This is a genomic window from Flaviaestuariibacter terrae (assembly GCF_054777635.1).
This window is the reverse complement of record NZ_BAAHAL010000006.1, coordinates 307,187-321,728: the sequence shown is the minus strand read 5'-3', so window position 1 is coordinate 321,728 and position 14,542 is coordinate 307,187. Positions and strand designations below refer to the sequence as shown.

Annotated in this window: 14 protein-coding genes; 5 read left to right on the top strand and 9 right to left on the bottom strand. The window is 58.1% G+C overall.

The genetic code is table 11. The features are described 5' to 3' along the window. Positions 1-98 precede the first annotated feature (98 nt). From ACYU7Z_RS02040 to ACYU7Z_RS02025, 4 genes are all read right to left on the bottom strand, one after another. On the bottom strand, positions 99-2,102 hold the full coding sequence (locus ACYU7Z_RS02040; RefSeq protein WP_460567019.1) for an OmpA family protein: 2,004 nt from the start codon (positions 2,100-2,102) through the stop codon (positions 99-101). Between the two features lie 21 nt (positions 2,103-2,123). Beyond that, positions 2,124-3,944 (bottom strand): Ig-like domain-containing protein, encoded by a 1,821-nt coding sequence (locus ACYU7Z_RS02035; RefSeq protein ID WP_460567018.1) that lies wholly within the window; start codon positions 3,942-3,944, stop codon positions 2,124-2,126. Positions 3,945-4,041: 97 nt separating this feature from the next. Further along, positions 4,042-4,686 (bottom strand): hypothetical protein, encoded by a 645-nt coding sequence (locus ACYU7Z_RS02030; protein WP_460567017.1) that lies wholly within the window; start codon positions 4,684-4,686, stop codon positions 4,042-4,044. 527 nt (positions 4,687-5,213) lie between these two features. Beyond that, on the bottom strand, positions 5,214-5,423 hold the full coding sequence (locus tag ACYU7Z_RS02025; protein ID WP_460567016.1) for a hypothetical protein: 210 nt from the start codon (positions 5,421-5,423) through the stop codon (positions 5,214-5,216). On the opposite strand from ACYU7Z_RS02025, the gene ACYU7Z_RS02020 reads away from it, so the two are divergent. The 3 genes from ACYU7Z_RS02020 to ACYU7Z_RS02010 all read left to right on the top strand — a co-directional run bounded on the left by ACYU7Z_RS02020 (position 5,422) and on the right by ACYU7Z_RS02010 (position 8,610). Beyond that, entirely contained in the window at positions 5,422-5,868 is a 447-nt protein-coding gene (locus ACYU7Z_RS02020) for a response regulator (protein ID WP_460567015.1), read from the top strand. The two genes, ACYU7Z_RS02025 and ACYU7Z_RS02020, sit on opposite strands and share 2 nt — an antisense overlap. Positions 5,869-6,543: 675 nt before the next feature. Continuing rightward, the gene (locus tag ACYU7Z_RS02015) at positions 6,544-8,031 is read left to right on the top strand and encodes a potassium/proton antiporter (RefSeq protein WP_460567014.1); all 1,488 of its coding nucleotides are present in this window, start codon (positions 6,544-6,546) and stop codon (positions 8,029-8,031) included. Between the two features lie 78 nt (positions 8,032-8,109). Further along, on the top strand, positions 8,110-8,610 hold the full coding sequence (locus tag ACYU7Z_RS02010) for a VOC family protein (protein ID WP_460567013.1): 501 nt from the start codon (positions 8,110-8,112) through the stop codon (positions 8,608-8,610). A gap of 74 nt (positions 8,611-8,684) precedes the next feature. Here the strand turns inward: ACYU7Z_RS02010 and ACYU7Z_RS02005 are convergent, their stop codons facing one another. Both ACYU7Z_RS02005 and ACYU7Z_RS02000 read right to left on the bottom strand, forming a co-directional pair. Further along, positions 8,685-9,026, bottom strand: coding sequence for a hypothetical protein (locus ACYU7Z_RS02005; protein WP_460567012.1), 342 nt, complete (start codon positions 9,024-9,026; stop codon positions 8,685-8,687). A 33-nt stretch (positions 9,027-9,059) separates the two neighbouring features. Beyond that, complete coding sequence (locus tag ACYU7Z_RS02000; RefSeq protein WP_460567011.1) at positions 9,060-10,196, bottom strand: cytochrome-c peroxidase; 1,137 nt, start codon at positions 10,194-10,196, stop codon at positions 9,060-9,062. Positions 10,197-10,437: 241 nt separating this feature from the next. Here ACYU7Z_RS02000 and ACYU7Z_RS01995 point away from each other — a divergent pair, with 241 nt between their 5' ends. Next, on the top strand, positions 10,438-11,346 hold the full coding sequence (locus tag ACYU7Z_RS01995; protein WP_460567010.1) for a PepSY-like domain-containing protein: 909 nt from the start codon (positions 10,438-10,440) through the stop codon (positions 11,344-11,346). Between the two features lie 54 nt (positions 11,347-11,400). Here the strand turns inward: ACYU7Z_RS01995 and ACYU7Z_RS01990 are convergent, their stop codons facing one another. After that, positions 11,401-12,093, bottom strand: coding sequence for a LytR/AlgR family response regulator transcription factor (locus ACYU7Z_RS01990; protein ID WP_460567009.1), 693 nt, complete (start codon positions 12,091-12,093; stop codon positions 11,401-11,403). Beyond that, complete coding sequence (locus tag ACYU7Z_RS01985; RefSeq protein ID WP_460567008.1) at positions 12,086-13,126, bottom strand: sensor histidine kinase; 1,041 nt, start codon at positions 13,124-13,126, stop codon at positions 12,086-12,088. Before ACYU7Z_RS01985 ends, ACYU7Z_RS01990 begins: the two co-directional genes overlap by 8 nt. Before the next feature lie 202 nt (positions 13,127-13,328). Between ACYU7Z_RS01985 and ACYU7Z_RS01980 the strand changes: the two genes are divergently transcribed. Then, positions 13,329-13,883: a DUF6515 family protein gene (locus tag ACYU7Z_RS01980; protein ID WP_460567007.1), complete on the top strand. Its 555-nt coding sequence runs from the start codon at positions 13,329-13,331 to the stop codon at positions 13,881-13,883. 49 nt (positions 13,884-13,932) lie between these two features. On the opposite strand, the gene ACYU7Z_RS01975 is transcribed toward ACYU7Z_RS01980, so the two are convergent. Next, positions 13,933-14,499, bottom strand: a complete 567-nt coding sequence (locus tag ACYU7Z_RS01975; RefSeq protein ID WP_460567006.1) for a DUF1543 domain-containing protein — start codon at positions 14,497-14,499, stop codon at positions 13,933-13,935. Positions 14,500-14,542: the final 43 nt, after the last annotated feature.

Sequence of the window (14,542 nt, the reverse complement as noted above, 5' to 3'; positions counted from 1 at the left end):
GCTACCCAAGACGTGAAGGAGTCCCGGCGGCGCTGGTATTATTTACATGAAAGATCCGGGACAGGATTAGCTGCCCCGGATCTTTTAGTTACTGCCGGTTATTTAGCGGGCAGGATGTCGATGATGACCGTGCGGTTGTAAAAACGTTCTTCGGGATAGCTGTTGTCGAAAGGCGCCATACCCGGGTCTTCGCCGAACCCGTACGACTGGAACTGCACGGCTTTCGTTCCGCGGCGCAGAAGTGCCGCTTCCAGGATAGCCTGTGCGCCCCTTGCCCGGTCGTGCGAAAGTGTATGGTTGTAAGCCTCGTCACCGATGATATCGGTATGGCCGTGAATGCTGACCATCGCGCTGTCGGTAATAAGCGGAGCCACGACATCCGCCAGGAATTTCTCATAGGAGGCAATGGATTTTGCCTGGTCGAAATCGAAAAGAATGCTGTAGCGAAGACCTTCCTGGACCCCGTCGTCGCGCTTTATCAGGCTGACGGAGCTGCGTGCGCTGATAGCGGCACCGGTGTTGGCAACACCCTGCATCAGCACAACATAGTTGCCTTGGTTTTTTGCGCCAAGAATGGTCTTTCCCGGCACCGATGCCTGGTCGCCCGTGTAGGGTCCGTAGCGTTGAACGCTGCCCTGTTCATCGGTGAGTTCGACCGTCCAGGACTTGAGCGCCATTGACGCACCGTTGTTGGTGAAGACGACATGGCTGTCCATGGGATCTTCCAGCACGGCGGCTATCTGCACCGGCCTGAGAAACGAAGACGTGCTGCCACCGACCTGCAGGAAGATCGCAGGCGATGTGCTCACGATGTCGACGCGGCGGTCGCCGGCCTTCAGGAGTTCAAGATCCTTGCTGGCGCCAGGCTGCTCCGAGGGAATAACCGGCTTGCTGCGGCCTTCCGTAGTAATACGGGTCGGATCGATGCGGTACAGGGAAACGAGGTAGCCCTTTACTTTTTCCGCCATGGCCTTGCCTTCCGCAGGATCCTTGTCGGAAGCCCCTTGGAGGGTAATGGTGCTTTGCGCATCGGCGCGCATCCGGTCGCCGAGGATATTCAGGATATGATAATACACGGCCATCTGGCGGGCAGAGCGACCGTTGGTCAGGTCTGTGGGCTGGCCTTCCTGCAGCTGCGACTCGCGGAACGAGGAAGCTTCGGCAGCTCCCAGGAGCACGTAGCGCTTCGGTATTTCGACGGTTCCCTTATCGAAGAAAACAGAGTTGCGCAGCGGCAAGGTTTCCTTCACCCTGCGGTTCACGCTTATCAGCTTCGGTGCGCGAACGGAGAACTGAACAGCCACGGGTGTACCTGCAGCGTACGTCTCTCCTACCGTTGCCTTGCGGGCACTGCGCGGCGTCATACCGAACTTGATGGCCATGCCGGCCCGTACCGTGTAAACCGACCAGGACTCGGTCACGCGGGGATTACGGCCGAAATCGCTGAGGAATGAGGCGAAGGGAGAAAGCGACATCTGCGTGGCCGCACCCGGCTTCGAAACCGGGATATCGATGCCCGCGCCGGCCTGGGCCGAGAGCATCGTTTTGCGCAGCCCGCTCCAGGCGCCCTGCTTATCGAGCTGCTTGTCCTGCGTATACGTAAAGGACCTCGAAATATTGACGCTGAAGACAGGTCCGGCAAATACATAGAAGGCCGAAGCGAAGGGCGCCACGCGAAGGCTGGGCTCTATCGTTGCATAGCCAAGGTTAGTCGAAAGCGTCGCCGGGCAGTTGCAAGGGGCCATTACCTCTTCAAACTTTCCGCCCCGATTGTCGAACGCAACGTTGAGCATACCACCCCAAACTTTCCCGGGACGATACTCGGCAAGCAGCGATGCGTAAGGCTTTAGCCCATTACCCTTATGAAAGGCCGTAGGCACATGAACCTCGTTGCTGAGGATCTGCGTCGTGCCGCGGTAATGATTTGAATTCACGGCTGCGGACTCGCCGAACCACCAAACGGGTGCGGCTCGGTTGGGCTTTTGTGCCGATGCAGCAGCGCCGGCAAGTGACGCGATGATTAGGAGGGCGGCCAGGCGGCTTTTATCTATCGAAAGTCGTAACATAATAAGCTTGTTGTAGTTGTTGATAGCGGAAGGCATAGGCTTTCCGCAATTTGTTCCTTAGTTCGGAACGTTGATGGTTGTATTCACCATCGTTACCGATGCGTTGAGTGAAAGTGCGCGTCCGTTGAGGACTGTCTGTACCATGTTGCCGGCGGTTGAAAACGTCATTCCGGCTGAGGATATGATCGTACCGACCATCACGCCACCGCCTGCACCGTTGATGGTGGCCGCGGTGCCCACATACCAGTACACGTTCTTCGCCTGTGCCCCGTTTACTAGTATCACGCTGCGTGCGCCTGCAGGTCCGGCAATGCCGACCGTAAGACTGGTAGGTGCCTGGAAGATCCAGACCGCGTTGGGGTCACCCTGCGCGTCAAGCGTAAGGTTGCCGTTGCTGATCTTGAACGTACCCGCTGCGGATTTGTACACTCCGGGCGCGAGGACCAGGTTGCCCAACTCACCAGAACCGGGATCGATGCCACCCGGGCGCGATGCCGGGGAAATTGCCAGGTAAGCAGCGTTGGCATCCGACAATCCCTGGGTAGCGATGGCAAAGGATGCCGCAGAGCCCGGGGGCGGCGGAGCGGTGTGAATCCGTCCCGTTACAAGCCCGATGTTCAAGGGCGTTTCTGTATAGATGTCGCCGGTGGTTCCATCATGAAAACCTGTGACCACCGTGGAAACACCCGTGGTGCCGATGCTGCCGTTGTTGATGACCGTATTAATACCCTGGTTCGTAATACCGGCGCTGCCACCGAATACCCCGAACAGCGCGGCAGATGCCAGGATGGACGGCTGTACCGGCAGGGCTGCCGTGGTGAAGGTCCACACGTAATTGCTGGCTAATGTATTACCCGCCTGGTCCTGCGCACCGGTTGTAATGGTGGCTGTATAAAGCGTGTTGGCCGCGAGGGCTGCCGACGGCGTGAACGTAGCGCTGTTACCCGAATAGGTAACGGTACCTGCAATCGCCGCAGCACCCTGCTTCAGCATAAACGTTGCTGTAGTAATGGTTGCGGGATTCATTGCCTTGCTGAAGGTCGCCGAGACGTTTGTACTAACCGGAACGTTCGCAGCGCCATTGGCCGGATTCGTGGACACGACAACGGGTCGTGTGCCGGTGGCGAAGCTCCAGGTATAATTACTGCCGAGTGCATTGCCGGCGGAGTCTTTAGCAGCCGTAGTGATCGTTCCCGAATAAACTGTATTTGCGGTGAAGGGCGTGGCCGGAACGAAGGTTGCCGTCATACCCGAATAGGTAACGGTGCCCGGAACAATGGTCGCTCCCTGGCGGATGACCACCGAAGTGGCATTTATGGTGGCCGGGTTCATCGCGGTACTGAACAACGCAGTAACGACCTTGTTCAGCGGCACGTCCGATGCGCCGTTGACCGGGTCGGTTGAAACGACGATGGGGAGCGCGCCCGTGTTGAAGTTCCAAACGTAATCGGCTACCATGGCCGTGCCCTCGGTATTCTGGGCGGTGCGCCGGATCGTAGCCGTATACACGGTATTGGCTGCCAGCTGGGCAGTCGGTATAAAGGAGGCCATCATTCCACTGTAGCTGACGGTGCCCGCGATCGGTGTGCTGCCCTGCGCCAGGATAAAGCTGCCGGCATTGATCGTGGCCGCATCCATCGCCACATTAAACGTGGCCGTGATCATTTTCGAGGTAGGAACGTTGATGGCACCGTTTGTCGGGTCGGTTGATACAACTATGGGGCAGGTGCCGATGGTGCCGGTATCGGCCGCTTCTTTTTTACAGCCAAAGGCGAAGACGAGCAGCAATAGCGCAGCAAGCCAGGGAGCATGTCGGAGTCGCGATTTTCGCAGGGTGCATGACGGGGTTGCCTCCAGTGAGGCGAAAGCTTTGTTCATTTGTAGACGTGTAGGTGGAGAGATTAATTCGGATCTAGATTAGAAGTCCGGGGAGACGGGAACCACGCCCAGGGGAGCGTGGTTGGATTTAGGAGTATTACATTTTCCGCTGGCGTACCAGGTCAGCCAGCTTTTGTTTCTGAAGCGTTACTTCGCGGTCCTGGTTTTCGATAGCCGCCTTGTTTTCGCGGATGTCCTTTTCAACGTTGAGCCGTTTTTGCTCGAGTGAAGCTCCATCCTGGCTGAGGCTTTTGTAGCGGGACTCGGCTTTGATGACCAAAGCATTCTGGTCGCGAATGCTATCCTCGAGCGAATACGCATCGATACTGGCTACCAGACCGTTGAGGAAAGCCTTCGCTTCCTCCATATTCATGTAGTGTTGGCCTCCGGCGGACGTGTCGCCCGGCGTGGGTGCGGTGAGCAACAGGGATACAAGCGTGCGTCCTTTTTCCTGGCGGCTCTTGCGATCGATCTTCAGGTGCAGGTCCGCATTGCCGTTTACCTCAGTCGTGCTCTGCGTGTTGCGGAACGTGATAAAGCCCTTGATATCGTCGGTGCGGGAGCGGCCTTTTTTGGACAGGTAATCGGTCAGCGCGGCGGTTACAATATCTTCCGGGTAAGGCAATTCAATAACGGCAGCGGGCTTCAGGTCGCGGGCGACTTTAACCGATCCTTCCGTGGCCTGGCTGAAACCGGTGTAGCCGAACAGGAGCATACTTGCTGCGAAGAGAAACTTTTTCATCTGAAAATTGATTGGGGCAGATTAGAGCGAGCAGCTGTAAGAATTGAAACTGTAGGCGGTCGGGAGTCGGAACGATTACAAAGTGCTGACGGTAAGTACCGGGTGAGTAGAATGATCACTATATACTATGCAATACCGTGCCACAACTCAACCATACCCAGGATAACCGGATATGATTGCCCGCTTCATTTCGATGAACCGCTCAAACCGGCAGCAGGAAAGGGTTTGAGCAGCCGGGTTTCTTTTCTTCAACAGCGCGGGATTTAGCCGGAATTGCCGCGCGCTGCTGCAGCCTGGCTTGCAGCATCATTGACAAGCACCTTTCCTGAGGTGTAATGACCCGATTAGGGGATAAGTCCGGAGTGGGAACAATGGACGGGGATTTGTTTACTGCGGAGATCGGTGCGTCCAGAAGGCAAATGAGCTGCGAAGTACAGAAGCCTTGCCGCTTGGCCTGGTTTTAGCCACCTGCTGTATATATGTATCTTTTCTCTGCCGGATTCCCGGACCCGACCGCTCCGTGCTCTTCAAACGATTGTTCCGCTTCCCTCTCCCAACAGGTTTATTACTTTATCGCCTCCCGGCTTTCCGTAACGCTGCCCCGCCTGATGGGCTTCTATAACCTGCTGATGCGCTAACAAACTCACCCAACAGCCACCCAGGTTTCGATAGAAGGTGTTTGTTGCTTGCCATTTTTGAATAGTATCGGAGGATGGAGAAACAAATTCCGCCTCCATGATGAAAATTAATTCCGTTTTGATTGCCGACGATGATTGCGATGACAGCGAGGCCCTCTGCGAGGTGCTCGAAAGCATCGCCCCCAATATATCCTGCCGCATAGTCCGCGATGGCGCGGAGCTTATGAAGCTGCTGGAAACAGTAGTCCCGGACCTTATTTTCCTGGACCTCGACATGCCCCACAAGAACGGCCTCCAGTGCCTTGTTGAAATACGGGCACATCCGCAGGCCTGTACTATTGCCGTGGTCATCTGCTCCGCCAGCGCCCGTGCCGTGAATATCCAGACCGCCTACGAGATGGGCGCCGACCTCTTCTTCGTGAAGCCAACTACTTTTGGCGAGATCCAGAAATCGATGGCCGACATCCTCCGGTTAAACTGGAACGACCGCCAGGGCATCACCGACCAGCACTGTGTCGATGGCCGGTACATTCCCTTTCCCTGATTGATTTGATACGGGATCAGGAACGGCCAGGCAGCCCTGAAATACATGGATTCGTTAAAGCGTTCAACCTGCGTTCGACGAAGCCGACGGGGTAAACGCCAGGGGCTATCTTTGCACCCATGCGCAAGGCTCCCAAATGGTTACTGCTGCTCCTTGGCGGGTTGCTCGCAATCGCAGCGAGCTGGCCCCTTCCGGCGCGCGCAGCAGCGGAGCCGGCCCGGAGTGGCGCACATTGGAAGCGCGCGGGAATCCGGCTACCGCAGCAGGAAGCGGAGCTTATCCCCATCCACTTTTTCAGCCACGACAATTCTGCAAAGCCCCAGGGACCTTCTGTTCCCTTACTGACATCGGGCGGCAGTAACCTCGCTCCTGTTTACGCAGGTGCTACTTGTTGTGCCACACAAAGCGATGAAGCCGCACGTGCCTACCTCCGGCACCTGCACCCCAGCCACGATTTCCCGTAGGGTAGCAAAACGATACGTCCGAAAATCATTTTGCGCACCTTAAAACCTGACACATGGCTGTAGTACTCACTGCCCTGGTCGTGCTGGGCATTCTCGCGCTCATCATCGGCCTCCTCGTGTTCGTCAACGCCCGCGACCGCAAGCGCGAAGCCACGAAATAACGAACCGCATTCATCTCATTTTTTCACCCGTGTAGGCAAATCCAACGCGTATGTTTCTTCAACCCGGTAATATCCTGCTGATCGGCTCAATCCTGTTACTAATCAGTGTCATCGCCGGCAAGACCATCAAGCGGCTGGGCGTGCCTACACTTCTTTTTTTCCTGCTGCTCGGCATCCTCGCCGGCTCCGAGGGCATTGGTGGCATTCACTTCGACAGCCCGTCGCTGGCGCAGTTCATCGGCATTGTAGCACTCAATTTCATCCTCTTTTCCGGCGGGCTCGACACGCACTGGGAAAGTATCCGTCCGGTGCTGGCAAAAGGCATTTCGCTGTCGACGATCGGCGTATTGCTTACGGCCCTGTCGGTCGGCGCCTTTCTTCATTACCTCTTTCACTTTACCTGGCCCGAGGGCATGCTGCTTGGCTCCATCGTTTCGGCTACCGATGCGGCCGCCGTATTTTCCATCCTTCGCGGACGCGGCATCGGTCTCAAAGGCCCGCTACGCCCGATGCTCGAGCTCGAAAGCGGAAGCAACGACCCGATGGCCTACTTCCTCACGATTACGTTCACCGCCATCGTTGCGGGCGGCAACAGCAGCGCCGGCCATCTCCTACTCTCCTTCGGTCGCGAATTCCTGCTGGGCGGCATCCTGGGATTCCTTATGGGCCGCGCATCGGTATGGATCATCAATCATATTGCCCTTGAAACGGCGGGCCTGTACCCGGTGCTGACACTGGCACTCGCGCTGTTCACGTACTCCTTCACGCACCTGCTTGGCGGCAATGGCTTTCTCGCCATTTACCTCTGCGCCATCATCCTCGGCAACAGCCCGATGCTGCGCCGCCGTAGCCTGTCGCGGTTTTACGACGGCCAGGCCTGGCTGATGCAGATCATACTCTTTCTCACGCTCGGGCTGCAGGTGTTTCCCTCGCGGATATTCCCGCTGATCGGCACGGGATTGATCATCTCGGCCTTTCTCATTTTCGTGGCTCGCCCGCTTGGCGTTTTCGCCGCGCTTTCCTGGGCGAAGGTCGATACCCGCAGCAAGCTCTTTTTATCCTGGGTGGGCTTGCGCGGCAGCGTGCCCATCGTGTTTGCCACCTATCCCCTGCTGGCGGGCGTTGCCAAGGCCAACCTGATCTTCAACCTCGTCTTCTTTATCTCGGTAACATCGGTATTGCTCCAGGGCACGCTGCTGCCGCTGATGGCGCGCCTGCTTCGGGTGTCGGTGCCCAACAACCCCGACCCGGAGCGCATTCGCGACTTCGAGCACCACGACAATATCAAAACGGAGCTTCGGCAGCTGCGGCTTTCGGAAGGCGCTCCCGCCGCCGGCAAGCGGATCGTGGAGCTGGAGGTTCCGGCCGCACTCAACATCCTGGCCGTGAAGCGGAATGGCTGGTACATCGCACCGAATGGGGCTACGCGCCTGCTTGCCAACGATGTGCTGTACGTGCTCGCGGAAGATGCCGCCGCAGTGGCGAAGCTGGATCGGTCACTGAGCGTCCTTCCGCCGCAGGCAGCCGATGAAGCCTGACTCAGCTGCATCGGAGCGGATGAAAAGATGGTATATTCAGGAGGCGGTTTCGATTCGCCGCGGCTCAATCAAAGCGCTATGGATCCCTATAAAGTTCCCGCTCAAACCCGTATCGGGCATGTGCACCTGAAAGTTTCCGACCTGGAGCGCTCGCTGCATTTTTACCGCGACCTGCTTGGCTTCGAGGTAACGCAGCTTTACGGAAGCCAGGCGGCTTTTCTTTCGGCCGGCGGCTATCATCACCACATCGGCCTGAACACCTGGCACAGCAAAGGCGCCGCCCCCGCACCCGGCAATGCGCCGGGACTTTACCATACAGCAATTCTTTACCCGGAGCGGAAAGACCTCGCCGCCATACTCCGGCACCTGCTGCAGGCGGGCTACCCGCTCAACGGCGCAAGCGATCACGGCGTGTCGGAAGCCTTATACCTCAGCGACCCCGATGGCAACGGCGTGGAGCTGTATTGGGATCGACCCAAGGAACAGTGGCCGCTGACAGTCGAGGGTAACCTGCGCATGATTACCGAGCCACTCGACCTGCAGAACCTGCTTGCCGAGCTGGGCACAGCCGAACATTAATTCCAGCAATGAAAAAGGCGACCCTCCCGGGCCGCCTGCTGTCTCTCTGGTACCGGGGTTGCCGGCAAACAGGATCAGCTACCGGATCCAACCACGATTTTCACGGAAGCCGAGTCGATGTTATTCTGGCAGCTATGACGACCCGTGCTGTCGCCGGTGCGCACGCCAATGCTGTACGTTCCGTCGGCAGAGAAGCTGAACTTGCTTTGGGTAGCGCTGCTGCTTACCTGCGTGGCCGTAGCTGCAGGCGTTACGGTCCAGCGGCTGGCGTTGCCGTTGTTGACGGTTACGGTCACTTCCTGGCCTACAGACACCTGTGTGGCATCGGCGGAAAGTGTTACGGCCGCGTTGCCCGACTTTTTGCAGGAAGCAAAAGCAACGGCGAGGAGGAGCGAGAAGGCGATGGTCTTTTTCATGTTCTTTATTTTATGGTTTGAAATAAACGGGGTTTACAGGTGGCCGCCGGGGCGCAGACCACTGGGCACAGAGGCCGGGATACTGTGATCAAAGGAATTATCATTGAGCGCAGCGAGAAAGTCGATGATCGCTGCTTTGTCGCGCCCGGAAAGCCGTCTCAGTTTCCCGTCGAGGGAGCCGGCACTTACATGTGCATTCTGCGAACGGCGGTCGCCAACCTCCTCGTAGAAATCCAATACCGAAGCAAGGTTCGGGAAAACGCCGCTGTGCATATAAGGGGCTGTCAGTGCCAGGTTACGCAGGCTTGCGGTTCGGAAGGCATAACCTCCACCGGCACCGGCGTCGGTACCGTGCTTCGGGTTGTCGGGCACCGAGAGCACGTGCAACGCATAATCGGAAAACATCGGGCCGCTGTGGCAGTTGGCGCATCCGCTGCGTGCAAACGCATCCATACCCGCGAGCTGGGCCGCGCTCAGCGCTCCCGTATTTCCACGGATATAGTCATCGTACGGCGAATGGTTGGCCAGCAGGGTCCGCTCGAATGCGGCCAGTGCTTGCGATAGCGTTTGCGCACTGACTTGCTGGCTCCCGAACACATCGCGGAAGCGGGTTGCATACTCGGGAATGCGTTGCACACGCGCCAGTGCCGAATCGAGCGCAACCGCCTCGGCAACCTGGCTGCCGCGCATTTCCTCGAGGCTCCGGATCGGCTCGAGGCTCTGGGCCTCAAGGCTGCGGACACGGTTGTCGAAGAACATCACTGCCAGCGCCGGGTCGGAGGCGCCTTCTTCGGTGAGCCCGTTAAAGGCGGTATTGAGAATGGTCAGGGCATTGCGTTTTGCAAAGGGGAAGCCGTTTGCGACAGGAAAATGACGATTGGCGCCCTGCCCCTCCCCGCCGACGCCAATGGAAAGGTCGAGACCGTCGGCGTACCCTAGTGCCGGGTGGTGGCAGGTGGCGCAGGCAACATCGCCGTTGGCCGAGAGCACGGGATCCCAGAAGAGCAGGCGGCCCAGGGCAATCTTTGCGGGCGACTGCGGGTTGTTGGCAGGAGCCGGAGCGGCAAGCGGAAGCGCCTCAAAGCGCACGGCCGGCGTGCTGTTTTTCGAGCAGCATACAAGCAGCGTCACTAAGGCAACAAGGGAGGAAAACAGGAAAAGCTTTTTCATAAATCAGCACGGTTCGGTTGTCGGGGGATATAGACGAGGAAAAAACCGGAAAGTATATTCCGGGTTGCTGGTTAGCGGTAAATCGGCACAAAGCGCCGGTAATCGGCTTCCCCGGCACAATTGCGTCTTTTACCGATTAACCGCGGGCCTCCGCAATGCGGCCGTCCCGAAAGCGTTCAGGAAACACATACGGCCGCACTGCTACCTGTGCCGATTTTAAAAACTCAAAATCACGTTGCAAATGAAAACATCGAACCGCCTCTTCGGGGCCCTGGCTGCAGTTGCCAGCACGCTCCTATTCGTTTCCTGCCAGAAGAACAATGCCGACACGGTTACATCAGCCGCCGATGACACCGGCAGTGCCTTTATCGCCGTGGCGGCAACGACCCGTATAACTACGGGAACCAGCACCGACAGCGTGTACCTGCTCCAGTCCTGCCGGCGGGGCGAGCGCCGGGACAGCATTTCGCAGTCGGCACTTCCCGCAGACATCAGCACCTACCTCGCGGCGACCTACAGCGGCGCTGTTTTTTCCAAAGCTTTTTCGCTGACCAGTACAGCAGGAAGCCTGGGCGGATATGTTGTCGTGGTATACTACAACAATAACCCGGTCGGTCTCCTGTTCAACGCATCGGGCGCTTTTGTGCGCGTGCTGGAGCAGCGCGAGCCCGGCGACCTGCAGGGCGCGGGCTGGCACCATGGTGGCCGCTTTGAGCACCGTGATGGCCTCGGTCGCGACTCGATTGCACTAAGCGCGCTTCCGGGAGGCATCACGGCCTACCTCAGCGCGAACTACCCGGGCGACACATTGCTGCGGGCCTTCCGCGCGCACGACAGCAGCATCGTTGTGCTCTCGCAAAACAACGGACTCTTCGCTACCGTTTTCGATGCGACGGGTGTCTTTGTCAACCGCATTCCGCTTCCGGCCCGCAACGGGCAGCACAGCGCTGTGGCCCTGTCGGCCCTGCCGGGCACCGCCGCGTCGTATCTGGGGCAAACCTACCCGGGCTACGTGTTTGAAAAAGCGTTCTCCGTAAGCGACAGCAGCGGCGTTCGCGAGTATGTTGTTATCATCGATGCCAACAACAGCAAATACGCGGTTGTCTTTGATGCCGCCGGCAACTTCCTCCGCGCCCGCACGATTCATTAACTAAATCGTTCTTTGTCGTACGCCGGCCCTTCCATCGGAGGGGCCGGCTTTTTTTCAGCGGCCGAAGACTTCGAAGAAACGAGCCTCGTAGCTCGCGCCAATGGGGATCTCGGTATCGCCGATGAGCAGCGACTTGTTGCGCACCGACGCCACCCGCGCCAGCGGCACGATATACGACCGGTGCACACGGATAAAGCCGGCAGCAGGCAGCTTTTCGATCATGGCTTTCATCGTCATCCGCGACAGGAGCGGCCGGCGGCCCTCCAGGTGGATCTTCAGGTAATCGTCGAGCCCCTCGATGAAAAGGATATCGGCAAGCGGCACCTTCACCAGCGCATAGTCGACGCGTATGCTGATAAAACCCGGGTGCACTTCCGGGCTTTGCAGGCGCAGCGACAGCCAGCTTCTTGCCTTGTCGGCTGCCTGCCGGAAACGCTCAGGGGTAAAGGGCTTCAGCAGGTAATCCACCGCGTTGAGATTGAAGCCTTCGAGCGCATAATCGCTGTACGCGGTCGTAAAGATCACGAGCGTATTCGGATCGATACTGCGCTTGAAATCAAGACCCGATACCGAAGGCATGTTGATGTCGAGAAACAGCAGGTCGACGGGAAAGGCCGACAGGTACCGGGCGGCTTCATCGGGGCGCGTGAAGGTCTTCTCCAGTTCAATAAAGCCGGTCTGGGCACAGAAGGAAGCCAGCACTTCGAGTGCAGGCGGTTCGTCGTCGAGGGCGATTGCTTTAATCATTCAGGTCGAGCGTTAGATCTACGGTAAACGTTTTCGGGGCGTCTTCTATTTTGAGCACATGCCGTGCCGGGTAATAATGACGGAGCCGCTCATGGGCATTGGCGAGCCCGATCCCCATCCCTTCCTCGTGGTATACCCGCGTCACCTTGTTGTTGATTACATAAAGGTGAAGCCGGTTGTCGTCGATGGTAATGCGGATGCGGATCTCCGATGCCTCGCCGGGGTTGATCCCATGCTTGAACGCATTTTCAACAAACGACATCAGGATCAGTGGTGCGACCTGCCTGTTGCCAAAACGTTCCGGCGCTTCATAGTCGATGCGCACCGTATTTCCGAGGCGCCTTCGCTGGATGGCCACGTAGTTACCGATGTAGGAAAGCTCTTTCTCGAGCGGTACGGTATCGCCCGTTGAATCCCTGAGGATATACCGCATCAGGTCCGACAGCTCCGTGATGGCGCGTGCTGTATCGTCCGACTTCGTAATGGCCAGCGCATAAATGCTGTTGAGGGTATTGAAGAGGAAGTGCGGGTTGATCTGGGCTTTGAGGAACGAGAGCTCGGTCTGCAGCTTTTCGCGCTGTACCTCGAGCAGACGGCGCTGCTGCCGGATGCTGATGGACGCAAACGTGCATACAACGAACAGGATGATATTGTAGGTAAGTGGCGACACACCCGGAGGGCCGTGCGGACCGTGCGGGCCATGATGGCCTTCGTGCCGCAGGAAAGGTGGCTCCTCGTGCGCTTCGAAATGCCGGAACAGCTGCGGAAACCAGAGTACCAGCAGGAGGCCGGCCGCTACTGCCAGCGCATAGAGCAGGTATTTGCGCTGCAGGAAATACCGGGGCACCAGCACATAGTGATTGAGGTAGGCGTAACCGAAAAGCAGCAGCGTCGACAGCGCGTGTATGACCCCGCCGTTTTGCGGGAACAGGGTCTCCCCGTCCATTCGCCCGTACGTAAGCACGAACGGCAGCAGGTAAATAGCCAGGCAAACAACGATGTTGCCGATGATGCGCTTCAGCAATGCGGGCATCCTGCAAAGATTGCTCTTTTCCGATTTCTCCGAGGCTCCATCTTACGAGGAAACGCCCATTCACCGGCACATCCCGGCGCTTAACCGATAATGCAGTAACACGCTCGCCACGGCTATCGTATGAGTAAAATTCATTAACCAAGTTTAACCCACGGCGGGCAGCGCCACTGCTAGCTTCGCTGCCTGTTTACAAACCGAACGTATGAAAAGACATCACTGGTTACTGTCCACGCTCCTGCTGGTTACTGCTGCTACGCAGGCGCAATCGCATCACGGACCCGATCGCGGGCGCGACCGCTACGAAGAGCCCTACCGCCGCCGCGGTCCGCAGGTGAGCATCTATGCCACACTGCCGCACGGCGCTATTGAGGTCGTCCTGGGTGGCTCGCGCTATCATTATTACGGCGGCCGTTATTATCGTCCCTACGACCGGGGCGGCTATATCATCGTAGCGCCCCCGATGGGCCTCATCATTCCGTCTGTTCCGCCCGGCTGCCAAGTTGTGATCGTCAGTGGCCGACGCTACTATTATTACGACGACGTCTATTACGTGCCCGTCGACCGCGGCTACCAGGTGGTGAGCCAGCCGGCGCCACAGGAAGAGGCAGCCGACGTTGCCGGCAAAAAAGAAAGCAGCTACGAGAAGATCCTAATCGATGGGAAAACCTACTACCGCAAGGACGACAGCTACTACCGCGCCGTCATCGACAGCAAGGGAGAAGTGTATTACGAAAAGGTGGGACAGGCCGGAAGCTGATGACCGCTACCAAAACGACCCTGGAGCCCCGCCCCTACAGCGGGGCTTTTTATTGCTTGGCCGCGATGGCGCTCCACTTCAGGTAGCCAAGCTGCAATTCGTCTTCGGGGCCAGCCTGCCGCTCGAGGCGGACGGTGTAGCGGCCCCGTAGTTCTACGGGAAGGATATCTTCGATTACTGCCAGGTCATCCACGTCAATACCGTACTTGTCGTCGATATGCGAGGTGGCCCCGGCGAAGCCTGTATGCCGGAAGAAGGCCGTGGCTTTGGCCGCTGCGACGGCGCCGCTCCTGCTGTCGGCGGCAACCAACATCTTGTAATGAAATTCCTCGAACTCACCCGGCTTATAGCCACCGAGGTTGACGAAGTATAGCCGGTCGGGCTGGGGCGTGAGGTTGACGGCTTCGGCGCGGGGAAGCACCGATACGCGGTACGCGCCAACTTGCGTCACCGAACGCCAGGCATCGATGTGCAGGGTGCCGCCGTCGGGCCAGAAGGCGCGAATGGAAGGACGCGCATCGGCCAGGCTTTCGGCAATGGTAAAGAAAACATCGTGCTGCTCGGTGTTGCGGCCCTCGGGGCGACAGCCGATCAGGATCATGAACAGTTGCGGCATAGCGCAAAGCTAGAGGACGGGCCGCAGCCCGTCGCTATTTTTT